24 protein-coding genes are annotated in these 21337 nt (G+C 70.7%); 7 read left to right on the top strand and 17 right to left on the bottom strand.

What is annotated here, in order from left to right:
* Positions 1 to 13 precede the first annotated feature (13 nt).
* The 3 genes from RC2_RS09100 to RC2_RS09090 all read right to left on the bottom strand — a co-directional run bounded on the left by RC2_RS09100 (position 14) and on the right by RC2_RS09090 (position 1531).
* Complete coding sequence (locus RC2_RS09100) at positions 14 to 580, bottom strand: NuoB/complex I 20 kDa subunit family protein (protein ID WP_068150923.1); 567 nt, start codon at positions 578 to 580, stop codon at positions 14 to 16.
* Between the two features lie 45 nt (positions 581 to 625).
* Positions 626 to 991, bottom strand: coding sequence for an NADH-quinone oxidoreductase subunit A (locus RC2_RS09095; protein ID WP_068150926.1), 366 nt, complete (start codon positions 989 to 991; stop codon positions 626 to 628).
* 147 nt (positions 992 to 1138) lie between these two features.
* Complete coding sequence (locus RC2_RS09090) at positions 1139 to 1531, bottom strand: response regulator transcription factor (RefSeq protein ID WP_068150930.1); 393 nt, start codon at positions 1529 to 1531, stop codon at positions 1139 to 1141.
* A gap of 83 nt (positions 1532 to 1614) precedes the next feature.
* Between RC2_RS09090 and RC2_RS09085 the strand changes: the two genes are divergently transcribed.
* Complete coding sequence (locus tag RC2_RS09085) at positions 1615 to 2511, top strand: DUF5996 family protein (RefSeq protein ID WP_068150933.1); 897 nt, start codon at positions 1615 to 1617, stop codon at positions 2509 to 2511.
* A gap of 4 nt (positions 2512 to 2515) precedes the next feature.
* Here RC2_RS09085 and RC2_RS09080 read toward each other — a convergent pair whose 3' ends face one another.
* Genes RC2_RS09080 through RC2_RS09075 form a run of 3 tightly spaced genes read right to left on the bottom strand, consistent with a single transcriptional unit; the run spans position 2516 to position 4240 of the window.
* Positions 2516 to 2965, bottom strand: coding sequence for a GNAT family N-acetyltransferase (locus RC2_RS09080; protein ID WP_068150937.1), 450 nt, complete (start codon positions 2963 to 2965; stop codon positions 2516 to 2518).
* Between the two features lies 1 nt (position 2966).
* Positions 2967 to 3143 (bottom strand): hypothetical protein, encoded by a 177-nt coding sequence (locus RC2_RS18935; RefSeq protein WP_156509763.1) that lies wholly within the window; start codon positions 3141 to 3143, stop codon positions 2967 to 2969.
* Between the two features lie 20 nt (positions 3144 to 3163).
* Positions 3164 to 4240 carry a PLP-dependent cysteine synthase family protein gene (locus RC2_RS09075; RefSeq protein ID WP_068150950.1) on the bottom strand — a complete coding sequence of 359 codons (1077 nt, stop codon included), beginning with the start codon at positions 4238 to 4240 and terminating at the stop codon, positions 3164 to 3166.
* 52 nt (positions 4241 to 4292) lie between these two features.
* On the opposite strand from RC2_RS09075, the gene RC2_RS09070 reads away from it, so the two are divergent.
* Entirely contained in the window at positions 4293 to 5336 is a 1044-nt protein-coding gene (locus RC2_RS09070) for a type III polyketide synthase (protein WP_068150941.1), read from the top strand.
* 1 nt (position 5337) lies between these two features.
* Here RC2_RS09070 and RC2_RS09065 read toward each other — a convergent pair whose 3' ends face one another.
* Complete coding sequence (locus tag RC2_RS09065) at positions 5338 to 6963, bottom strand: AMP-binding protein (RefSeq protein ID WP_072681305.1); 1626 nt, start codon at positions 6961 to 6963, stop codon at positions 5338 to 5340.
* A 142-nt stretch (positions 6964 to 7105) separates the two neighbouring features.
* Here RC2_RS09065 and RC2_RS09060 point away from each other — a divergent pair, with 142 nt between their 5' ends.
* Positions 7106 to 8341 carry an APC family permease gene (locus RC2_RS09060; protein WP_245811030.1) on the top strand — a complete coding sequence of 412 codons (1236 nt, stop codon included), beginning with the start codon at positions 7106 to 7108 and terminating at the stop codon, positions 8339 to 8341.
* Between the two features lie 23 nt (positions 8342 to 8364).
* Here the strand turns inward: RC2_RS09060 and RC2_RS09055 are convergent, their stop codons facing one another.
* The gene (locus RC2_RS09055) at positions 8365 to 8718 is read right to left on the bottom strand and encodes a histone-like nucleoid-structuring protein Lsr2 (RefSeq protein WP_068145684.1); all 354 of its coding nucleotides are present in this window, start codon (positions 8716 to 8718) and stop codon (positions 8365 to 8367) included.
* 246 nt (positions 8719 to 8964) lie between these two features.
* On the opposite strand from RC2_RS09055, the gene RC2_RS09050 reads away from it, so the two are divergent.
* Positions 8965 to 9957 carry an LLM class flavin-dependent oxidoreductase gene (locus RC2_RS09050; protein WP_068145686.1) on the top strand — a complete coding sequence of 331 codons (993 nt, stop codon included), beginning with the start codon at positions 8965 to 8967 and terminating at the stop codon, positions 9955 to 9957.
* A 14-nt stretch (positions 9958 to 9971) separates the two neighbouring features.
* Here the strand turns inward: RC2_RS09050 and RC2_RS09045 are convergent, their stop codons facing one another.
* Genes RC2_RS09045 through RC2_RS09030 form a run of 4 tightly spaced genes read right to left on the bottom strand, consistent with a single transcriptional unit; the run spans position 9972 to position 14214 of the window.
* Positions 9972 to 10973 carry a sigma-70 family RNA polymerase sigma factor gene (locus tag RC2_RS09045; RefSeq protein WP_068145689.1) on the bottom strand — a complete coding sequence of 334 codons (1002 nt, stop codon included), beginning with the start codon at positions 10971 to 10973 and terminating at the stop codon, positions 9972 to 9974.
* 10 nt (positions 10974 to 10983) lie between these two features.
* Positions 10984 to 13266, bottom strand: coding sequence for a heavy metal translocating P-type ATPase (locus RC2_RS09040; protein ID WP_068145693.1), 2283 nt, complete (start codon positions 13264 to 13266; stop codon positions 10984 to 10986).
* Positions 13263 to 13472, bottom strand: a complete 210-nt coding sequence (locus tag RC2_RS09035; protein WP_068145696.1) for a heavy-metal-associated domain-containing protein — start codon at positions 13470 to 13472, stop codon at positions 13263 to 13265. The genes RC2_RS09040 and RC2_RS09035 overlap by 4 nt, the downstream gene beginning before the upstream one ends.
* Positions 13473 to 13515: 43 nt before the next feature.
* Entirely contained in the window at positions 13516 to 14214 is a 699-nt protein-coding gene (locus tag RC2_RS09030) for a FadR/GntR family transcriptional regulator (RefSeq protein WP_068145699.1), read from the bottom strand.
* A 120-nt stretch (positions 14215 to 14334) separates the two neighbouring features.
* Between RC2_RS09030 and RC2_RS09025 the strand changes: the two genes are divergently transcribed.
* The gene (locus RC2_RS09025) at positions 14335 to 14727 is read left to right on the top strand and encodes a YchJ family protein (RefSeq protein WP_072681302.1); all 393 of its coding nucleotides are present in this window, start codon (positions 14335 to 14337) and stop codon (positions 14725 to 14727) included.
* On the opposite strand, the gene RC2_RS09020 is transcribed toward RC2_RS09025, so the two are convergent.
* Positions 14724 to 15668, bottom strand: coding sequence for an alpha/beta fold hydrolase (locus tag RC2_RS09020; protein WP_068145704.1), 945 nt, complete (start codon positions 15666 to 15668; stop codon positions 14724 to 14726). The genes RC2_RS09025 and RC2_RS09020 overlap by 4 nt on opposite strands.
* Positions 15669 to 15861: 193 nt before the next feature.
* Between RC2_RS09020 and RC2_RS09015 the strand changes: the two genes are divergently transcribed.
* Positions 15862 to 16458 (top strand): Rv1733c family protein, encoded by a 597-nt coding sequence (locus tag RC2_RS09015; protein WP_068145707.1) that lies wholly within the window; start codon positions 15862 to 15864, stop codon positions 16456 to 16458.
* Between the two features lie 4 nt (positions 16459 to 16462).
* Here the strand turns inward: RC2_RS09015 and RC2_RS09010 are convergent, their stop codons facing one another.
* Both RC2_RS09010 and RC2_RS09005 read right to left on the bottom strand, forming a co-directional pair.
* Positions 16463 to 16858 carry an alpha-isopropylmalate synthase regulatory domain-containing protein gene (locus RC2_RS09010; RefSeq protein WP_068145710.1) on the bottom strand — a complete coding sequence of 132 codons (396 nt, stop codon included), beginning with the start codon at positions 16856 to 16858 and terminating at the stop codon, positions 16463 to 16465.
* Between the two features lie 209 nt (positions 16859 to 17067).
* The gene (locus RC2_RS09005) at positions 17068 to 18009 is read right to left on the bottom strand and encodes a calcium/sodium antiporter (RefSeq protein ID WP_068145712.1); all 942 of its coding nucleotides are present in this window, start codon (positions 18007 to 18009) and stop codon (positions 17068 to 17070) included.
* 103 nt (positions 18010 to 18112) lie between these two features.
* On the opposite strand from RC2_RS09005, the gene RC2_RS09000 reads away from it, so the two are divergent.
* Complete coding sequence (locus tag RC2_RS09000) at positions 18113 to 19303, top strand: ATP-binding protein (RefSeq protein WP_068145715.1); 1191 nt, start codon at positions 18113 to 18115, stop codon at positions 19301 to 19303.
* A 28-nt stretch (positions 19304 to 19331) separates the two neighbouring features.
* Here the strand turns inward: RC2_RS09000 and RC2_RS08995 are convergent, their stop codons facing one another.
* Positions 19332 to 20537, bottom strand: coding sequence for an acetyl-CoA C-acetyltransferase (locus RC2_RS08995; protein ID WP_068145718.1), 1206 nt, complete (start codon positions 20535 to 20537; stop codon positions 19332 to 19334).
* Entirely contained in the window at positions 20534 to 21181 is a 648-nt protein-coding gene (locus tag RC2_RS08990; protein WP_068145721.1) for a TetR/AcrR family transcriptional regulator, read from the bottom strand. Before RC2_RS08990 ends, RC2_RS08995 begins: the two co-directional genes overlap by 4 nt.
* Between the last annotated feature and the right edge of the window lie 156 nt (positions 21182 to 21337).

Raw genomic sequence — 21337 nt, 5'->3', positions numbered from 1 at the left:
TCGGTCGGGCCCGTCACCGCGGGACCGCCGGCACGTCGAGGAACGTCGGGTCCGTGCCGGGCACCGAGAGAGCCGCGGCTTCCGCGTCCCGCACGGCCCGCTCGCGGTCGACGCCGAGGGGCATCCGGGCGATGGACGCGTGCAGGGTGAGGATGGCGTTGATGAGCATCTCCGGACGCGGCGGGCAGCCCGGCAGGTAGATGTCCACCGGCACCACGTGGTCGACACCCTGCACCACGGCGTAGTTGTTGAACATTCCGCCCGACGAGGCGCAGACCCCCATGGCCAGAACCCATTTGGGTTCCGCCATCTGGTCGTAGACCTGCCGCAGGACCGGTGCCATCTTCTGGCTGACCCGTCCGGCGACGATCATGAGGTCGGCCTGACGCGGTGACGCGCGGAACGCCTCCATGCCGAACCGCGCGAGGTCGAATCGCCCCGAGGTGGTGGACATCATCTCGATCGCGCAGCAGGCCAGTCCGAAGGTCGCGGGCCACAGCGAGCCCTTCCGAGCGAAGCCCGCCAGCCCCTCGACGGTGGTCAGCAGGAAGCCGCTCGGCAGCTTCTCCTCGATGCCCATGCGCACCTCACCTCTCGCGGGTCTCGGACCCGTGTACGGCTGCGATCACTCCCAGCTGAGTCCTCCGCGTCGCCACTCGTACGCATAGGCGACGGAGACGTTGACGATGAACAACCCCATGGCGAGCAGCCCGAACATGCCGAGCGCCTCGAAGTGCACCGCCCAGGGGTAGAGAAAGACGATCTCGATGTCGAAGATGATGAAAAGCATTGCGGTCAGGTAGAACTTGACCGGGAAGCGGCCGCCGCCGGGACGCTGCGGGGTGGGCGCGACGCCGCACTCGTACGCCTCGAGCTTCGCTCGGTTGTAGCGCCTCGGGCCCACCGCGGACGCGACGAACACCGAGAACACCGCGAACGCAACGGCTATCGCACCGAGAACCAGAATCGGAACGTATGCGTCGGCGTTCACCGCTCACTCCTGCCCGTGTCGAAGGTGGTGACCTCTTCTCACGTGATCCGAGTCACACACTAGGACGTTCCCGTCCCGGGCGGTTCGGTTTCGACACTCGGGTTCGCCGGCGGTGTCGGAATCGTGATCCCCGCGCGACCTCTCGGGTCAGGTGTGGGGTCGCAGGAGCGCGGTGACCGCGCGGCCGAGCTCGAACGGGTCGATCGGGTGCGAGACGATCGCGTCCGCGCGCGACCAGTCCGCCAGCCAGGCGTCCTGCGGCCGCCCGGTGAGGACCAGCAGCGGCGGGCAGGGTGCGACCTCGTCGCGCAGCTGCTTGGCCAGCCCCATGCCGCCGACGGGCGCGGCCTCGCCGTCGAGGATCGCGAGATCGACGGTTCCGGCGTCGAGATGTCGGACCACCATGGGGCCCGTCGCGACGTCGAGATACGTGACGGGCGGCAGATCGGGATGGGGGCGGGTGCCGAGGGCGGCGTGCACCAGCGCACGCGTCTCGGCCCGACTGCTGTAGACCAGCACCGTCACCGACTCGTCCGTCACCCGCCCGACGCTAGCGGACCGGGCCGGATCTTCGGTGCAGTTCTCCACGCTCACGGGGGATTTCTGCACCGAACCGTGATTGGATTCGCCGTGTGACGCACGAATTCTGGCCCGAGCTCGAGGTGGCGTCCTGGCAGGACACCCGCGACACCCTGCATCTCTGGACGCAGATCGTCGGCAAGGTCCGCATGGCGCTCGCGCCGCCGGTGAATCACTGGTGGGGCGTCACCCTGTACGTCGACGCGACGGGTCTGACGACCTCGCTGATGCCGTACCGCGACGGCGGCCTGGAGATCCGCTTCGACTTCGTCGCGCACGCCCTCGTCGCCACGACCACGCGCGGCGACACCCGCCGCATCGATCTGCGCCCCATGCCCGTCGCCGACTTCCACCGGGAGTTCGACGCGATGCTGCGGGCTCTCGACGTCGAGGTGACCTACCTGCCCGTGCCGGTGGAACTCGAGACGGCCATCCCCTTCGCCGACGACACCGTGCACGCGAGCTACGACGCCGAGGCGGTCACCCGGTTCTGGCGCTCCCTGGTCTCGGCGGATCGGGTCTTCTCCCGGTTCCGCGCGGAGTTCGACGGCAAGTCCAGTCCGTCGCACTTCTTCTGGGGTGCTTTCGATCTGGCGGTCACCCGATTCTCGGGCCGGTCCGCGCCGACCCATCCCGGCGGTATCCCCCACTGCCCGGACTGGGTGATGCACGAGGCGTACCGCGCCGAACTCTCGAGCGCGGGCTACTGGCCCGGCGGAGCGTCGGAAGGGGTGTTCTACTCCTACGCCTATCCGCAGCCCGACGGTTACGAGGAGGCCGCCGTGACCCCGGCCGCCGCGTACTGGGACTCCGCGTTGGGCGAGTTCGTCCTGCCCTACGCCGACGTCCGTCGGGCCGACGATCCCGACGCGCTGCTGCTGGACTTCCTGCGCAGTACGGCCGCCGTCGCCGCGGAGCTCGCCGAGTGGCCGCGCGCCTGACCGGTCAGGGTCGCCTGAACAGCATGGGCACGTGGTCGATGCCCGCCTCGAGGTAGTTCTCCCCCGTCCGGACGAAGCCGAGGCGGCCGTACCAGCCCTCGAGGTACGCCTGCGCGGAGATGGCGACGTCGGTTCCCGCGTGCTCGAGCGCGGCCCGCACCAGGTCGGCCGCGAGGCCGCGTCCACGGGCCTGCTGCGCCGTCGCGACGCGGCCGACATGCGCCGGCAGGTCGTCCTGGAGCAGGCGGAGGGTGGCCAGGACCTCGGTGGTCCCGTCGGCGCCGTTCTCCTCCACCCAGAAGAGCGTGGTCGTCTCCTCGAGGTCCCGACCGTCGATCTCCTCGTCGTCCACGATGCGCTGTTCGTGGACGAACACCTGCGTCCGCAGACGCAGAATCCGGTACAGCACAGTCGGATCGGCGTCCCGGACGGTCGCGCGCCCGATGGTGGCCACGTCAGTCGGTACCCTCGCGCGCGTCGGTCTCGGCCACCTCGGGTGCGTTCTCCCGGGTCGCCATGCCGCCGGCGCCGCCCTGATCGACGGGGCCCGGGCGGCCGCCTTTGGGTTCGGACGACGCGGGTTCGGACGACACGGGCTGGGAGTCCGCGGTCTCGTGCTCGTTCTCGGCCATACCGCCAGGCTAGTCCGCGCTCACGCCTCGTCGGCGAACTGACCGGTGGCGAGGAACCGGTCGATGCGCTCGTGCTCGGCGGCGAGGTCCCAGCCGCGCTCGGCGACCCACGCGTCGTCGTAGTAGGTGTGTTCGTACCGCTCCCCACCGTCGCAGAGCAGGGTGACGATGCTGCCGCGCTCGCCCGCCGCGCGCATCTCCGACACCAGTCGGAACGCGCCGATCAGGTTGGTTCCGGTGGACCCGCCCGCGTGCAGTCCGGTGACGCGACCGAGCATGCGGGCCGCGGCGACCGACGCGGCGTCGGGCACGCGCTCCATCCGTTCGATGACCGCAGGGACGAACGACGGCTCGACGCGCGGACGACCGATGCCCTCGATGCGGGACCCCGTGCCGACGACGTCGCGTCGACCGGTGAGCCAGGCATCGTGGAACGCCGAGCCCTCGGGATCGACGACGCAGACGCGCGTCGGGACGCGGCGGTAGCGGACGTAGCGGCCGATGGTGGCCGACGTGCCGCCGGTGCCCGCGCCGACCACGACCCACGACGGGACGGGGAACCGCTCGAGGGACATCTGGTCGAAGATGGAAGCGGCGATGGAGTTGTTGCCGCGCCAGTCGGTGACCACCGAGGCGTTGGTGAACTGGTCGAGGTACAACCAGTTCTCCTGTGCGCCCAGCTCTTCCGCCACGTCGTACACCGCGCCCGAGGACTCGACCAGGCGGCAGATTCCGCCGTATCGCTCGATCAACGCGATCTTGGCGGGCGAGGTGGACGCCGGCATGACGGCGACGAACTCGAGCCCGATCAGGCGGGCGAAGTAGGCCTCGGACACCGCGGTCGATCCCGACGACGCCTCGACGAGGGTGGTGTGCGGGCCGATGTCGCCGTTCGCGAGTCCGAACAGGAACAGCGAACGCGCCAGACGGTGCTTGAGCGATCCGGTGGGGTGCACCGACTCGTCCTTGAGGTAGAGGTCGATTCCCCACGACGCGGGCAGCGGGAACGGGTGCAGGTGGGTGTCCGCGCTGCGGTTCGCGTCGGCCTCGACGATCCGCAGCGCGTTCTCCACCCAGTCACGATCTTCGATGCGCATGCCCGCCATTGTCGTCGTGGTTGGCCGTGCAGTGGGCGGGAACCCCCTTCGGGTGAGCCCCACCACCGCCTACGTCAACGCGATCGCCACCGCGGTTCCCGAGTACGACGTGCACGACGACTTCGTCGCGTACGCGCAGAACTCCTTCGCCGAGCGGCGGGGGCACCTGCTGTTCCGTCGGATGGCCGAGCGCGCGCAGATCGGCCATCGGTGGGCGGCGTTCCCGTCGGTCGCGAGTTTCTACGGTGACGATCCCAACGCCGTCGACACCGAGACCCGCATGATCGAGTTCGAGCGCAGCGCACCGGATCTCGCGGTGCGGGCCGTCGACGGCCTGGGGCTGGGCGCCGGTACTGCCGACATCACCCACCTGATCGTGTTGACCTGCACCGGGTTCTACGCGCCGGGCATCGACTTCGAGATCATGCGCCGGTGCGGCGTCCCCACCACGGTCGAGCGCACGCAGGTCGGCTTCATGGGCTGCTTCGCCGGCATCAACGGACTCAAGCTCGCGCACCACATCGTGCGCTCCGAGCCGACCGCGCGGGTGTTGGTGGTCAGCGTCGAGCTGTGCTCGCTGCACATGCAGGCCACGCAGGATCTCGAGACCATGCTGTCCTTCCTCGTCTTCGGCGACGGCGCCGCGGCGGTGCTGGTCACGGCCGAGGAGCAGGGCCTGGCCCTGGAATCGTTCCAGGCGTTGATGATCGAGGACTCCCGTGATCTCATCACGTGGCGGATCGGCGGGATGGGGTTCGACATGGTGCTGTCCGGCAAGGTGCCGGGGTCGTTGTCGCGCGCGCTCGACGCCCCCACGATGAAGGCGGTGCTCTCGGGCGCGGAGGCGTCGTCGATCGACCTCTGGGCGATCCATCCCGGCGGCCGGTCCATTCTCGACGCCGTGGAGGGCGCGCTGGACTTGGCGCCGGACCGGCTGTCGGCGTCCCGGACGGTCCTGAACGACTACGGCAACATGTCCTCGGCGACGGTGCTCTTCGTGCTGAAGGAGATGATGGACCGCGGCGACACCGGTCGCGGCTGCGCGATGGCGTTCGGACCCGGCCTCACCGCCGAGACCATGCTGTTCCGGGCCTGACCTACCGCGCGAACCGCTCCCGCAGCTCGATCTTGCGGACCTTGCCCGTCACGGTCATGGGGAACTCGTCGAGCACCTCGACGTAGCGGGGAATCTTGTAGTGCGCCAGCTGTCCTCGACAGAACTCGCGCAGGTCGTCCGCAGTGAGGGTCGCCGCCCCGTCGCGCAGCCGCACGCAGGCCAGCAGTTCCTCGCCGTACTTCGCATCGGGAATGCCGACCACCTGCGCGTCGAGGATGTCGGGGTGCGTGTAGAGGAACTCCTCGATCTCGCGCGGGTAGATGTTCTCGCCGCCCCGGATCACCATGTCCTTGATCCGGCCGGTGACGGCGACGTAGCCGTCGTCGTCCATGATCCCGATGTCGCCGGTGTGCATCCACCGGTCGTCGTCGATGGCCTCGGCGGTCTTCTCGGGGTTGTTCCAGTACCCCAGCATCACCGAGTAGCCGCGGGTGCACAGCTCGCCCGGCTCGCCGCGCGGCACCGTCTCCCCCGTCACCGGGTCCACGATCTTCACCTCGAGGTGCGGGCCGACGCGACCGACGGTGGACACCCGCTGCTCGAGGGTGTCGTCCGAGCGGGTCTGCAACGAGACCGGTGACGTCTCGGTCATCCCGTACGCGATGGACACCTCGGTCATGCCGAGGACTTCGATCACCTGCTTCATCACCTCGGTGGGGCACGGTGAACCGGCCATGATGCCGGTGCGCAGGCTGCCGAGGTCGTGGTCGGCTGCACTGTCGTCGCCGGCGCCGTCGAGCGCGGCGAGGACGGCGATGAACATGGTCGGCACGCCGTAGAGCGACGTGCATCGCTCCGCCGACACCGCCCGCAGCACCGCGGCGGGGTCGAACGACGGACCCGGAATCACCATCGCTGCACCGTGCGAGGTGCAGGCCAGGTTGCCCATCACCATGCCGAAGCAGTGATAGAACGGCACCGGAATGCAGACGCGATCGCGTTCCGTGTAGTGGCAGAGCTCGCCGACGAAGTAGCCGTTGTTGAGGATGTTCCGGTGGCTCAGGGTCGCGCCCTTGGGGAAGCCGGTGGTGCCCGAGGTGTACTGGATGTTGATCGCGTCGTCCGCCGTCAGCTCGGCCGAGCGGGTCGCCAGCGTCTCCGCCGACACCGTCTCCCCCGCCTGCGCGACCGCCGCCCAGTCGTCGGTGTCCATGAACACCACGCGGCGCAGATCGGGGCAGTCGCCGCGGACCTCCTCGATCATCGCGGCGTAGTCACTGGTCGCGTGTGCGGTGACGGCCACCAGGATCGACACCTGCGCCTGCGTCAGCACGTACTGCAGCTCTCGCGCGCGGTAGGCCGGGTTGACGGTCACCAGCACCGCGCCGATCTTGGCGGTGGCGTACTGCAGGATCGTCCACTCGGGCCGATTGGGTGCCCAGACGGCGACGCGATCCCCCACCGCGACCCCGTCGGCCAGCAGCCCGCGGGCGACGGCGTCGACGTCGCGACGCAGCTCGTCGTACGTCCACCGACGTCCCGACGCCACGTCGATCAGCGCGTCGTTCGACCCGACGCGGGCGACGGTGCGGTCGAAGTCGTCGCCGATGGTGTCGGTGAGCAGCGGTGTGGTGGTCTCACCGGCGGACAGGGACGGCTCGGACACGGGTTCCTCCGGGTGGGTGGGACGAGCACAGCGGGCAGCGGTGCGACCGACGCTAACGCAGCACACCCTGCGGCGGGCCGGTTTCGGTTAATCGCCATTCATCGAAACGCGCACCGGCCGCCGTCCACCTAGAGTGACCGCCGTGCCGCTCGCGAGACGACTCGGAACGTTCGACGCGGTGGCCATCGGGGTGGGATCGATGATCGGGGCGGGGATCTTCGCCGCGCTGGGTCCGGCCGCGGCGGCTGCCGGGTCCTGGTTGCTGCCCGCTCTGGCGGTCGCCGCCGTGGTGGCCTTCTGCAACGCGACGTCCACCGCCCAGTTGGCCGCGCAACATCCGACGTCGGGCGGTGTCTACGCCTACGGCCGAGCCGAACTGAACGAGTGGTGGGGGTTCGCCGCGGGCTGGTGCTTCGTGGTGGGCAAGACCGCGAGTTGCGCTGCGATGGCCTGGACCGTCGGCGCCTACGCCTGGCCCGACCATGCTCGCCCGGTCGCCGTCGTGGTGGTCCTCGTGGTCACCGCGATCGACCTCGCCGGCATCACCCGCACCGCGTTCGCCACTCGCGTCGTCGTGGCCGTGGTGGGTGCGGTGCTGCTGGCCGCGGTGGTCGCCGGGGCGGCGTCGTCACCCGACCTGGCCGCCGTCGTCCCGTCGAGCGGTCCGGGCCTCGGCGGAGTGCTGGGGGCAGCGGGGATTCTGTTCTTCGCCTTCGCGGGGTACGCCCGGATCGCCACTCTCGGTGAGGAGGTGCGCGATCCGGCGCGCACCATCCCGCGGGCCGTGGTGCTCGCCTTCGCGGTCGTGGTGGTGACGTACGCGGCCGTCGCGGTGACCGTGCTCGGCATTCTCGGGGTCGACGGTGTGGCCGGCTCCTCCGCTCCGCTCGCGGCGGCCGTCGCCGAGCTGGAGCATCCGGCGCTGGACGCCGCGGTGCGCGGCGCCGCCGTGCTCGCGTCGTCGGGTGCGCTGCTCGCGCTGCTCGCCGGACTCTCCCGGACCACCCTGGCCATGGCGCGGGAGGGTGATCTGCCGGCACGACTCGCGCGCATCGACGACGCGCGGTCGACCCCGCGGGCGGCCACCCTGACGATCGCGGCGGTGATCGTGATTCTCGCGGCGACGATCGATATCCGCGAGATGATCGGATTCTCGTCGTTCGGAGTGTTGCTGTACTACGCGGTGGCCGATATCGCCGCGGCACGGCAGCGCGGAACCGCTCGGCGCTATCCCCGAATTCTGCAGTGGGTGGGGCTGCTCGGCTGCGGCGCGCTCGTGGTGTCGCTGCCGCCGACGTCCGTCGCGGTGGGTGCGGCCGTGGTCTCCCTCGGGCTGGTCGGACGTGCCGTGGTGCAGCGGCGTGACCGAGCGGCGTGACCGAGCGGCGTGACCGAGCGGCGTTACTGAGCGGCGTTGTAGGCCGCTTCGACCTCGGCCGGAATGCGGCCGCGTGCGGACACGGTGAATCCGTTCTGCCCCGCCCACTCTCGGATCGCCTTGGTCTGCAACGGGTCTCGGGTCGAGGTGGTGGGTGCCGCCTTCTTCGCACTCGCCTTCTTGGCGCGCCCGTTCAGCTTGGTGGCGTAGCCGGTCCAGTAGTCGAGCTGCTTCCGGAATTCCTTGGCATTCTTGGTACCGAGATCGATTTCGTAATCGACGCCGTCCACCGCGAATCCGATGGTTTCCCCTTTGCCCGATTTGATGGGCGAACCGTCGATGTCGTCGACCAATTCCACGTAGACCTGCTTCGCCATGACGGCCCTTCTCTTCGATGCGATGGAGACTCCCCGACCGACACCGACCGCGACGGGTCGACCTGACGGACGAGTCGGGTGGAATTCGGTTCCGACCCGGAGTTTATCCATGATGCCCGGAACAATGCGAGAGTGGGTTTATCGACGGCGATTCGGGCACGTCGGAACCGAGCGGTAGGTCCGGGGAACAACGACGGCACCCCCGCGGTTGCACTCCGAGAAGTCGCTATCGAAAGAGGTATTGCCGTGGTCGTGTCGCTGTCCGTTCTGGATCTCGCCCATATCGCCGAGGGCCGTACGGCCGCCGACAGTTTCGCTGCCAGTGTGGCGTTGGCGCAGGCGGCGGAGGAGTCGGGCTATCGCCGGGTCTGGTACGCCGAACACCACAACATGCCGTCCATCGCCTCGTCGGCGACCTCGGTGGTCATCGCGCACGTCGCCGCGCACACGTCCACCATTCGCCTGGGCGCCGGCGGTGTGATGCTGCCGAATCATTCCCCGCTGACCGTCGCGGAGCAGTTCGGCACCCTCGCGACCCTCCATCCCGGGCGCATCGACCTCGGCCTCGGCCGTGCACCGGGATCGGACCAGAACACCATGCGGGCGCTGCGTCGCGATCCGTCGTCCGCCGACACCTTCCCGCAGGACGTCCTCGAACTGCAGGCGTATCTCGCCGGCGCGAGCCGGGTACCGGGCGTCGCGGCCGTCCCCGGAGCCGGGACGAACGTGCCGCTCTACATTCTCGGATCGTCGCTGTTCGGCGCGCAGCTCGCCGCCCACCTCGGCCTGCCCTACGCCAATGCCTCCCACTTCGCTCCCGACTCGCTGGGTGAGGCCGTCTCGGTCTACCGGGAGACGTTCCGCCCGTCGGCGAGCCTGGCCGAGCCCTATGTGATCGCCGGCGTCAACGCGGTGGTCTCCGACAGCGCTGCGCGGGCTCACGAGCTGCGCGAGCAGGGCCTGCGCCGCCGCGTGGTGCAGATGGTCGGCCGGGGACAGACCTTCACCCCCGAGGAGGTCGACCTCATCATGGACTCGCCCGCCGGGCGGCAGATCCAGGGAATGACCAGGTTCACCGCCGTCGGCACGCCGGCCGAGGCGTCGCGCTACATCACGCAGTTCGCGGACCGCTACGGGGTGGACGAGGTCATCGTGGCCAGCGGCATCGACGACGTCGACGAGCGTCTCGCGTCCTACCGCCTGCTCGCGCAGGAGCACCTGCACGCCGCCGTGGCCTGATACGGGCCCGACCGTCAGCCCGGGTAGGTGGCGGGCAGCCCGAACCGCTCGAACAGGTCGAGATCGAAGAAGCACGCCACGTGCCCGACCTTGCCGTCGACGATCTCGAGGACGTGCAACTGGAACGCGCGATGCACGCCGTCCTCGCCGAGCATGTAGAGCCCGAAGGCCGGCTGACCGTTGGCGACGGTCTCGACCATGCGCATCGATTCCGGCCCCGTGGCCGGGCACTTGGTGGAGATCAGGCCGCCGATGTCGGCCGGCCCGCGGTACCACCCCGTGAACGGCGGCATCTCCCAGATCGCCTCGGCGGCGAAGAGCTTCACGATGCCGTCGATGTCGTAGGTCTCGAAGCCCTCGACGTACCGCTGGAGCAGCTCCCGCGTCGCCGGTGATTCGGGTTCGTCGACATCGTCCTCACTGGGCATGATCTGCTCGATCTGACCACGGGCGCGCTGGAGCAGGCTGTTGACCGCCGCGGTGGAGGTGCCCAGGAGTTCGGCCACCTCGGCCGCCTTCCACTGCAGCACCTCGCGCAGCACCAGCACCGCACGCTGTCGAGCCGAGAGGTGTTGCAGCGCAGCGACGAAAGCCAGTCGTACGGAATCGCGGGTGACGGCCGCCGTCGCCGGATCGTCGTCGGAATCCCGGCTGGGGAACGGCTCGAGCCAGGCGATCTCGTGGCGCTCGACCAACTCGTCCGACGGGTCGGCCGACGGTGCGCCGAGCCCGGACGGCAGCGGCCGACGCGCGCGACCCTCGAGCGACGTCAGGCAGGTGTTGGTGGCGATGCGGTACAGCCAGGTGCGCAGCGACGAGTCGCCCTTGAAATTTCCGTACGCCTTCCAGCCGCGGACGAACGTGTCCTGCACCAGGTCCTCGGCGTCGTGGATCGAGCCGGTCATGCGGTAGCAGTGCGCCAGCAGTTCACGACGGTGCGGCTCGGCGAGGGTCATGAACTCGTCGGGCCGCCCGGGGGTCGCCGCTCGCCGCGCACCGTCCTGCGTCACGGTCATGCGCGAGAGACTAGTCCGCTCGCGGACCCTGCGCCGGGGGAACGGACTGCTCCGTCACCGCGGATCGGAATCTCCGCAGGCGTAGCGAATTGGTCACCACGAACACGGAACTCAGTGCCATCGCCGCACCGGCGAACATGGGATTCAGCATGCCCGCCGCAGCGAGCGGAATGGCCGCGACGTTGTAGGCGAACGCCCAGAACAGGTTGACCCGGATCGTCCGCAGCGTCGCCCGCGACAGTCGGACGGCGTCCACGGCCGTCCGCAGGTCGCCGCGGACCAGGGTGAGGTCGCCGGCCTCGATGGCGGCGTCGGTGCCGGTGCCCATCGACAACCCCAGATCGGCGGTCGCCAGGGCCGCGGCGTCGTTCACGCCGTCGCCGATCATCGCGACGACCCGACCCTCGCGCTGCAGGTCGGCGATCGCGGACACCTTCCCCTCCGGCAGAACTCCCGCCAGCACGCGGTCGATGCCCACGCGCGTCGCGACGTCCTGCGCGGCGGCCGCGTTGTCGCCGGTCAGCAGGATCGGCTCGAGGCCGAGCTCCCGCAATTCGCGAATCGCCTCGGCGGAGGTGTCCTTCACCGTGTCGGCCACGGCGACGACGGCCACCGGCCGCTCGTCCAGCGCGACGACGACGGCCGTGGCACCCGCGGACTCGGCCGCGGTGACGGCGTCGTCGAGGGCCGTCGGCAGTGCGCCCAGCAGATCGGGACGTCCGACGGTGACCCGGCGGCCGTCCACCGTCGCGCGGACCCCGAGACCGGGCAGGTTCTCGGCCCCGGTAGCGGCGGGCACGGTGGCGGTAGGTACCGAACCCACGGCACGCACGATCGCCCGGGCGACGGGGTGTTCGGAGCGCGACTCGGCGCCGGCGGCGAGGCGGAGAACGTCGGCCTCGTCGGTGTCCGCTCCGTCCGTGACCACCGACCGCACCGTCATGACGCCGGTGGTGACCGTGCCGGTCTTGTCGAGCACCACGGTGTCCACGCGGCGGGTCCGCTCGAGCACCTCCGGGCCCTTGATCAGCACGCCGAGCTGCGCGCCGCGTCCCGTGCCGACGAGCAGGGCCGTCGGCGTCGCCAGTCCGAGTGCGCACGGGCACGCGATGATCAGCACCGCGACGGCCGCGGTGAACGCGGCGGACCAGCTGCCGTCGAGCAGCATCCACCCGATCAGCGTGGCCGCGGCGAGGGCGATGACGACGGGGACGAACACGGCCGAGACCCGATCGGCCAACCGCTGCGCGTCGGCCTTGCCGTTCTGGGCGTCCTCGACGATGCGCGCCATGTGTGCCAGCGCCGTGTCGGGTCCGACGCGGGTGGCCGTGATCTCGAGTGCGTTGCCCACGTTGACGGTGCCGCCGGTGACGGCGTCGCCGGGCTCGACGGTGGCGGGGACGGACTCGCCGGTGATCGCCGACGCGTCGATCGACGACGTCCCCACCGTGACGACGCCGTCGGCCGCGATCTTCTCGCCGGGACGCACCACCAGGACGTCGCCGACCACCAGATCGTCGGCGCGCACGGTGGTCTCGCGTCCGTGGCGCAGCACGGTGGCGGTCTTGGACCCGACGTCGAGCAGGGCGCGCAGGGCGGCGCCGGCGCTGCGCTTCGAGCGCGCCTCCAGGTAGCGACCCGCGAGCAGGAAGGTGGTCACGCCCGCGGCGGCTTCGAGGTAGATGTTGCCCGCGCCGTCGGATCGCTCCACCGTGAACCGGAAGGCGTGGGTCATGCCCGGCATTCCGGCGTGGCCGAGGAACAGCGCGTAGAGCGACCAGCCGAAGGCGGCGAGCGTGCCCACGGACACCAGGGTGTCCATGGTGGTGGCGCCGTGGCGGAGGTTGGTCCAGGCGGCGCGGTGGAACGGCAGACCGCCCCACACCACCACGGGAGCGGCGAGCGTGAGGGAGAGCCACTGCCAGTACTCGAACTGCAGGGTGGGGATCATCGCCATCGCGACGACGGGCACGGTGAGCCAGGTGGAGACCACCAGCCGCGTGCGGAGGGGATCGGCGGCCGGCGGGGACGCGGATTCGGACTCGCCGTCCGGCTCGGGATCGGGCGTCGGCACGGTCGCGGTGTAGCCGGCCTTCTCCACCGCGGCGACCAGCTCGTCGGTGGTGACGGTGGCGGTCTCGACGACGGCCTGCTCGGTGGCGTAGTTGACCGTCGCCGTCACGCCGTCGAGTCGGTTCAGCTTCTTCTCGATCCGCGCGGCGCAGGATGCGCAGGTCATCCCGCCGATGTCGAGGCGCAGGACGGGCGCGACGGCCGGGGACGTCGTCGTCACGACGGTGCGATCTCGTACCCGGCCTCGTCGACGGCGGCGGCGAGGGCGTCGGCCGACACGGGGGCGTCGGACTCGACGTCGACCCGGCCGGTGGCGAGATCGACGGTGACTCCGGTGACGCCGTCGAGAGCGCCGACCTCCTCGGTCACGGCGTTCACGCAATGGGCGCAGGTCATGCCGGTGACGGTGATGCTCGTGGTGGTCATGTCTTCAGGGTACCCCCCAGGGGTATGGCGTCAACCCTCCCGATCAGCGGGTGCTGAGCTGCCCCAACGCGTCCTGGACGCGCCGCAGGTGCCGACTCATCGCCGCCGACGCGGCGTCGGCCGACCCCGCCGCGATGGCGTCGACGATGTCGCGGTGCTCCGCGTTCGAGGCGGTGACGCGGTCGGGGAGCAGGTTGACCCGCTCGGACTGGCCGGCGAGCGCCTCCCGGATCTCGGCGAGCACGGCGGAGAAGACGTCGTTTCCACTCGCGGTGGCGATGCGCAGGTGCAGCTCGCCGTCGAGCCGCACCCACTCCTTGGGGTCGGCTTCGCGTTCCATGCGTCGCAGCAGTTCGCGCAGGGCGTCGACGTCGTCGTCCGAGCGGCGTTCGGCGGCCAGCGCGGCGGCGGGAATCTCGATGTGTGGGCGTGCCTCGCGCAGGGATTCGGCGGAGTGGTTACCGAAGACGGCGTCCGCCTCGACCCGCGTCGAGACCACGAAGGTCCCCTTGCCCGTGTGGGTTTCGGTCAGGCCGAGCGCGGTGGTGGAGCGCAGGGCCTCGCGGACGACCGAGCGGCTGACGCCGAACCGGGTGGCGAGGGAGGCCTCCGACGGCAGTCGGGTGCCGACGCCGAGCTCACCGCCCTCGATGGCCGAGCGCAGTTCGCGCAGCACGGCCTCGGCGGCCCCCACCCGGGTGACCGTGGCCTGTTTGCTGGCCCAACTGTCCGACAGCGTCATGGCGCCACTGTAGTCGGGGCCCGGGGGTCTGTCGGGGCGTATATCGGACTCTAGTCTCGATGCGAGAAAGCAATATATCTATCTGTGGTGGAGCCCGACCCGCCGCAACGGGTCCCTAGGATGGCGTGCGTGACCCAGCGGCCCGACCCTTGCCCGTGCACCTCGGGCCGGCCCATGTCCGCGTGCTGCGGCCCGGTCCTCGCCGACCCGCGCGCCGCACCCACGGCCGAGCGGCTCATGCGCTCGCGCTTCACCGCCTTCGCGACGGGCAACGACGCACACCTGCTGGCGACGTGGCACCCCGCCACCCTGCCGAGCACGCTCGACCTCGACGACGGTCGGGTGTGGACGTCGCTCGACGTCCTCGGGACGACCGCAGGGGGCCCGTTCCACACCGAAGGCACGGTCGAGTTCGAGGCCCACTTTCGCGACGGCCGACGGTCCGGTCGGCTGCGGGAGACCAGCACCTTCGCCCGCGTCGACGGGCGGTGGGTCTACGTCGACGGCATCTAGCGGGAGGCGAGCCTCGTCGGCTCGGCCGCGCCGCCCGTGTGCGCGGTCGACGTCCCCTCGACGCTCTCGACGAACGCGGCGGTGATGCGCGCGATGTCCCACGGGTGGGAGAGCGGTGACCAGTGGCCGGCGTCGAGATCCGTGCGGGAGAGGTCGCGGACCCAGAGGCGGGTGTCGTCGTAATGGAACGGCCGCACGGCGGCGTCACGCGTGTTCACGACGAGGTGGACCGGCACGTCGACGTACCGACGCCGCGGGCGCAGCAGACGCGGGGCCAGATTGGCGCGGTAGCGGCGCAGCCCGTTCCAGGCGTCGTCGAGCAGGGTGGGTGACTCGACCGCCATCGACGCCGGCACGCCGGAGAACTCGCCGACGAACGTCGTCCAGCCCTTCCGCTTCATCCGCCACATCCGCACTCGCGCCAGCGGCGGCACGTGGAAGGTCACCGTGTACCAGGAGGCGCGGAGCTGGGCGAGGACCTGCAGAACGCCGCGCGGACGAGGCCTGCGCAGGCGGGAGCGCGTCCACCGGCCGAGGTGGTCCAGGTTGGGTCCGGACACCGAGGTGTACGAGGCGATGCGGGTCGGCGCGTCCGCCTCGGCGACGGCCTCCCAGGCCTCGACGGCGCCCCAGTCGTGCGCGAGGACGTGGACCGCGGCGGACGGGGAGACATGGTCGATCACGGCCCGGAGGTCGGCGGCGAGCTCGGAGAGGCGGAAGTCGCGGGTGCGCTTCGGGGTGGTCGATGCGCCGGCGCCGCGGGCGTCGTAGGTGACGACGCGGTACCGATCGGCGAGCAACGGGACGACGTGCGTCCACAGCTCGTGGGTGTCCGGCCATCCGTGCATGAGGACGAGGGTCGGGGCGTCGCGGCGACCGGTGACGAACACCGCCAGGTCGACCCCGGGGCGGGAGACGGTCGATTGCTCGGTGGGCGGCATCGGGGAACCCTTCCGTGGACTCTCGATCCTCTGACGACGATATTTGCTATGACACACGGTAACAGTAACCAGCCGCGGCGTGTGCGACTCCACACCCGGCGGCAGGACTGCAAACCGGACGGAGGGGGAACACCGAAGGGTATAGAGGCGGCTCGGGGGTCGGCGGCACGGTCGAGGGGAGAGGGACTTACCGATGAGCGACATGCAGAAGCGCAGGAACCGGCAGACGCGCCCCGTGCACGTGGCCGACAATCCGCTGGTCCGGCCCGTGGACCGCGCCGAGGCGCGCCTGCACCGCACGACGCTGACCGTGTTCCTCCTGATCGTGCCGTTCGCCGTCGTGCTCGGTGTCTTCGGCTACGGCCAGTTGGCTCGGTCGGCCGACGCTGCTGCAGTGTCCCTGCACACCGTCGAGGCCACCACCACCGCCGACGCGCCCTCGGCGACGACCACCGGAGCCGACGTCACCTCCGGGGCGTCGAGCTCGCTGGCCACGCCTGCGACGTGGACCCTGGACGGCCGCGAGCACGAGGGCACGGTCGCGATGCCACCCCGAACGCCGGCCGGCGCCACCGTCTCCATCACGGTCGACGCGGCCGGCAACCGGGTCGCCCCACCCCCGAGCAACGCGGACAACGTCGTCGCCGGCGCGTTCCTGACCGTGCTCGTGCTCGCCGCCGCCGGAGTCGTCCTCCTCACGATCCGTGGGGCCGCGACTCGCCGTTACGCCGACCTCCGGGATCGCGAGTGGGACGAGGCCCTCGCCCGACTGTTCGCCGAGGGGCGCTGACGGGTCACGCCGTCAGGTTCGCCGCCGCGACGAGCGCTCGCGCCGTCGACTCCGCGGCGTCCGCCCCGACCCCGGTGGCCCACTCCGTGCGGCGGTCCTGCTGTGCACGCAGCTCCGTGACCACGCCCGCAGCCGTGGTGCGCTGGTGGAATTCCTGGATCTCGAGCCTGATGCCGGCGCGGTACAGCAGCGTGGTGACGGCGTCGGCCGGTCCGTGCGTCCGCACGGTGTCCCGCAGGATGGCGTCGCCGACGGCGAGGGTCAGGGTGTAGTCGGCGCGGCCGGCGCGGCGACCGGAGATCCGCAACGAGCCGAACCGGACGGCCGCAGGGGCGGGGAGGTGGCGCGCCGCTGGGGGCGCTGCGAAGGCGATGCCGGGGATGTCTGCGCTGATGCTCATGGGATGCGGGTCACTTCCGAGAGGGGGAGGTGGACCGACCGGGCGCTCGTTCGACCCGCAGCGAGGGGTCGGTCCTGATCAGACCCCGCTGCGGCGGCGAACTACGAGCATGCGCGACATACCTCGATGGTAGGTGCGACGCGGGATGGACGGCAAGGGAAATCCGTCGGAACAGCGAACCGCGAGGGATCCGAGCCTCGGGAGCGGGACTACTGGAGCAGGACCGCCAGGTAGGCGACGTAGGCGCCCGTCATCAGGACGCCGCCGGTGCGCGTGATGTTCTTCCCGAGCAGGACCACCGGGATCAGGATCAGCGCCGCCGCGAGCATCACCCACAGGTCGAGCTGCAGCAGATGGCGGTCGACCGGCACCGGTCCCGCGATGGCGGTCAGCCCGCCGATGAGCAGGATGTTCACCAGGTTCGAGCCGACGACGCTGCCCAGGACCACGTCGGCGCGCCCGCGCAGCGCCGCGATCACCGTCGTCGCCAGTTCGGGGAGCGACGTCCCCGCCGCGACCAGGGTGAGGCCGATGACGCTGTCCGAGAGCCCCGCGTCGCGGGCGATGCCGGTGGCGCCCTCGAGGAGCAGGTTCGCGCCGATCGGGAGGCCCACCAGGCCGGCCACCAGGAAGGCCGCGATGCGTCCCGGGCCGGGGATCGGCCCGTCGGCCTCCGGGGACGGGCCCGGCGAGGCGTCGGTGTCCCGGTGTCGGCGCGCCGTCCGGATCTGATGGCCGAGGAGGGCGGCCAGTCCGAGCAACAGGATCGTGCCGCTGATCGGCGTGAGGGTTCCCGCGGCGCACAGTGCCACGAAAACCACGGTGGCCGCGACCATCTGGAGGTAGCTCGTCCGCAGGTCGCGCCCCGCACTGCGAACGACGGAGATCATCGCCGGCACACCGAGGACCAGCAGGACGTTGACGATGTTCGAGCCGACCACGTTGCCGAGGGCCACCTGCGGCACCCCGTCGAGGAGCGCCTCGACGGTCACCACGACCTCCGGCGCCGCCGTGCCGAACGACACGACGGTGAGGGACACCATCAGGGCGGAGATGCCCACCCGCCGGGCCAGGCCGACGGCCCCGCGCACCAGCAGGTCGCCCGCGCCTGTCAGCAGCACCAATCCCGCCCCGACCAGTGCCCACTCCATGCCCGCAGGATAGAGGCGCGCGGTCGCTTGCCGATTATCGACGGTTCTAGGACACGAGCTAGAAAGACCGAGAAAGACCTGACGAGGTTGCTACCGTCACGCCATGGACCCCGTGCGGAACCCCTACGCCCCCGGTGCCGGCCAGCGCCCGCCCGAGCTCGCCGGACGCGGGAAGCAGCTCGACGCCTTCGACGTGGTGCTCGAACGCATCGCTCGTGGCCGCCCGGAACGCAGTGTGATGCTCACCGGACTGCGCGGCGTGGGAAAGACCGTGCTGCTGAACCATCTTCGGTCCGCCGCGATCTCGCGGCGGTGGGGGACCGGCAAGATCGAGGCACGGCCGGACCAGGACCTGCGTCGGCCGCTCTCGTCGGCGCTGCACATGGCCGTTCGGGAAATCGCTGTCGCGCATCGGGATCCGGACCGCGTCGAGCAGTTCCTCGGCGTCCTGAAGTCGTTCGCGCTGCGGGCATCACAGGACAAGGGGATGCGGGACAAATGGCAGCCCGGCATCGACGCGCCGGCGGTGAAAGGGCGCGCGGACACCGGTGACATCGAGATCGACCTCGTCGAACTCCTGCTCGACGCGGCATCGCTCGCCCGCGACGTCGGCGTCGGCATCGCGATCTTCGTCGACGAGATGCAGGACCTCGGCGCCGCCGACATCTCCGCCATCTGCGGTGCCTGCCACGAGCTCAGTCAGGACGCGGCCCCGTTGATCGTCGTGGGGGCCGGACTGCCGCACCTGCCCGCGGTGCTGTCGGCCTCGAAGAGCTACTCGGAGCGGCTGTTCGGCTACCACCGCATCGACCGTCTCGACCGCGCGTCGGCGGATCTGGCGCTGATCGCGCCGGCCGAGCGCGAGGACGTCGAGTACACCGCGGAGGCCCTCGATGCGCTGTACGCCGCGGCCGACGGTTACCCGTACTTCGTGCAGGCCTACGGCAAGGCGACGTGGGATCACGCCGCGGACAGTCCCATCACCGCCGACGACGTCCGCGTGGCCGCACCGACCGCGGAGGACGAGTTGGCCGTCGGCTTCTTCGGGTCGCGCTACGAGCGCGCGACGCCCGCCGAGCGCGAGTACATGCGGGCGATGGCCGAGCTGTCGGGCGACGACGGACCGGTGTCGACGGCGAGCATCGCCGTCGAACTCGGTCGCAAACCGGCGTCGTTGTCGCCGGCACGGGACGGGTTGATCAAGAAGGGCCTGATCTACTCCGCCGAGCGGGGGTCCATCGGATTCACGGTCCCCCACTTCGGCCGGTACCTGCGGGGTCAGTCGGAGGAGTAGTCCACCGGCCCGACCCCGCAGGAGTCGCTCAGTTCGCCGGGACGCGGAGGATCAGGGCGTCGCCCTGGCCGCCGCCGCCGCACAGTGCGGCCGCGCCGGTGCCGCCGCCGCGACGCTGCAGCTCGAGGGCGAGGTGCAGAGCGATGCGGGCGCCGGACGCGCCGAGAGGGTGTCCGATGGCGATGGCGCCGCCGTTGACGTTGACCTTCTCCGGGTCGAGTCCCAGTTGGCGGGTCGACGCGATGCCGACGGCCGCGAAGGCCTCGTTGATCTCGACGAGGTCGAGGTCGGTGGGGTCGATGCCGTCCTTGGCACAGGCGGCGGCGATGGCGTTGGCCGGCTGCGACTGCAGCGAGGAATCGGGGCCGGCGACGACACCGTGGGCGCCGATCTCGGCGAGCCAGGTCAGGCCGAGTTCCTCGGCCTTGGCGCGGCTCATGACCACGACGGCGGCGGCGCCGTCGGAGATCTGCGAGGCGGACCCGGCGGTGATGGTCCCGTTCCGGTCGAACGACGGCTTCAGGCGCGCGAGGGACTCGGCGGAGGTGTCGGGTCGGATGCCCTCGTCCTCGGTGACGACGATCGGGTCGCCCTTGCGCTGGGGAATGGTGACGGGGACGACCTCGTCGTCGAACGCGCCGTTCTTCCAGGCGGCGGCCGCGCGCTGGTGCGAGGCGGCGGCGAAGGCGTCCTGGTCCTCGCGGGAGACGTACGCGGCGTCGGCGTTGCGGTCCTCGGTGAGGGCGCCCATGGCCTGGTCGGTGAAGATGTCGTGCAGTCCGTCGTACGCCATGTGGTCCGCGAGGGTGACGTCGCCGTACTTGAAGCCGGTGCGGCTCTTGGACAGCATGTGCGGGGCCTGCGACATCGACTCCTGACCGCCGGCGACGACGATGTCGAACTCGCCCGCGCGGATGAGCTGGTCGGCGAGGGCGATGGCGTCGACGCCGGACAGGCACACCTTGTTGATGGTCAGGGCGGGCACGGTGAGCGGGATGCCGCCGGCGTGGGCGGCCTGACGTGCGGGGATCTGGCCCGCGCCGGCGGTGAGGACCTGTCCCATGATCACGTACTGCACCTGGTCACCGCTGATGCCCGCCTTCTCCAGGGCTCCGGCGATGGCGACGCCGCCGAGGTCGGACCCGGACAGGGTGGACAGCGATCCGAGCAGCCGACCGACCGGCGTGCGGGCACCCGCCACGATGACGGAGGTGGGGGAAGTCGGTGCGGTCATGACGGGATCCTCGCTTCTGATGGGGGTGGGGCGGTGGGGTGGCCGATGCGGTGCACGCCCAGGGCTGTCAACGACATGCTGGACAGGGTCTGTTCCAGTACCGGGGTCGGGACGCGGCCCACGGAGTGCGGGGTGGAGTTGAGCAGCCCGAAGGCGGCGTGCGCGCGGATGCGGGCATCTTCCTCGGACCGCGACGGGTCCAGGTCGCGGAGCGCGCCGACCCACGTCTCGACGTAGGCCCGCTGGAGGGAGCGCACGCGGTGCCGCGCGTCGTCGGGAAGGTTGGCGAGGTCGCGGAACTGGATCTCGATCAGGCGCGGCGAGGTGAGCGCGAATTCCAGGTGGAAGTCGACGAGGGCGCGGACGCGCGCCGCCGGATCGGGCTCGTCGACCGCCCGTCGGCTGCCGGTGTGCAGGTACTCGGACACCCCGACCAGCAGCTCGACCAGGACGGCTTCCTTGTTGGGGAAGTGGCGGTACACGGCCGGCCCGCTGATGCCGACGGCCGCGCCCAGGTCCTCGAGGCGCAGCCCGTGGTAGCCGCGTGCCGCGACCAGTTCGGCGGCGGCGTCGAGCAGGTTGCTGCGGCGTTCGGCCTTGAGGCGAGAACGTTCGGTTTCGGTGCCGCCGCTTCTCTGGCCCACCTGCCTCGCCGCCCTCTCGTTCGATGCCCGGTCCGCAGCGTACCGTATTCGGTTAACGAAGATTCACCAACTTCGATGGACCCGATACGTGCGGAACGGGCGGTTCGTGGTGACAATGAACGAGTCGGAGGTCACGGGAAGGCTGCACTGCTCGGT

Origin of the sequence: Rhodococcoides corynebacterioides NBRC 14404, from assembly GCF_001894765.1 — a bacterium.
GTDB lineage: Bacteria > Actinomycetota > Actinomycetes > Mycobacteriales > Mycobacteriaceae > Rhodococcoides > Rhodococcoides corynebacterioides.
Note: the sequence above shows the minus strand (reverse complement) of the source record. Positions and strands in the feature narration are given on the sequence as shown.

Bases quoted from the DNA above. Each gene is read 5' to 3' on its own strand.
- RC2_RS09010 (WP_068145710.1), bottom strand. From the start codon at position 16,858: ATGAGCATCAGCGCAGACATCCCCGGCATCGCCTTCGCAGCGCCCCCA.
- RC2_RS09005 (WP_068145712.1), bottom strand. From the start codon at position 18,009: ATGGAGTGGGCACTGGTCGGGGCGGGATTGGTGCTGCTGACAGGCGCG.
- RC2_RS09000 (WP_068145715.1), top strand. From the start codon at position 18,113: ATGGACCCCGTGCGGAACCCCTACGCCCCCGGTGCCGGCCAGCGCCCG.
- RC2_RS09015 (WP_068145707.1), top strand. From the start codon at position 15,862: ATGAGCGACATGCAGAAGCGCAGGAACCGGCAGACGCGCCCCGTGCAC.
- RC2_RS09025 (WP_072681302.1), top strand. From the start codon at position 14,335: ATGGCGTGCGTGACCCAGCGGCCCGACCCTTGCCCGTGCACCTCGGGC.
- RC2_RS09030 (WP_068145699.1), bottom strand. From the start codon at position 14,214: ATGACGCTGTCGGACAGTTGGGCCAGCAAACAGGCCACGGTCACCCGG.
- RC2_RS09055 (WP_068145684.1), bottom strand. From the start codon at position 8,718: ATGGCGAAGCAGGTCTACGTGGAATTGGTCGACGACATCGACGGTTCG.
- RC2_RS09100 (WP_068150923.1), bottom strand. From the start codon at position 580: ATGGGCATCGAGGAGAAGCTGCCGAGCGGCTTCCTGCTGACCACCGTC.
- RC2_RS09075 (WP_068150950.1), bottom strand. From the start codon at position 4,240: ATGCGCATCGAAGATCGTGACTGGGTGGAGAACGCGCTGCGGATCGTC.
- RC2_RS09045 (WP_068145689.1), bottom strand. From the start codon at position 10,973: ATGACCGTGACGCAGGACGGTGCGCGGCGAGCGGCGACCCCCGGGCGG.
- RC2_RS18935 (WP_156509763.1), bottom strand. From the start codon at position 3,143: ATGGCCGAGAACGAGCACGAGACCGCGGACTCCCAGCCCGTGTCGTCC.
- RC2_RS08995 (WP_068145718.1), bottom strand. From the start codon at position 20,537: ATGACCGCACCGACTTCCCCCACCTCCGTCATCGTGGCGGGTGCCCGC.
- RC2_RS09035 (WP_068145696.1), bottom strand. From the start codon at position 13,472: ATGACCACCACGAGCATCACCGTCACCGGCATGACCTGCGCCCATTGC.
- RC2_RS09020 (WP_068145704.1), bottom strand. From the start codon at position 15,668: ATGCCGCCCACCGAGCAATCGACCGTCTCCCGCCCCGGGGTCGACCTG.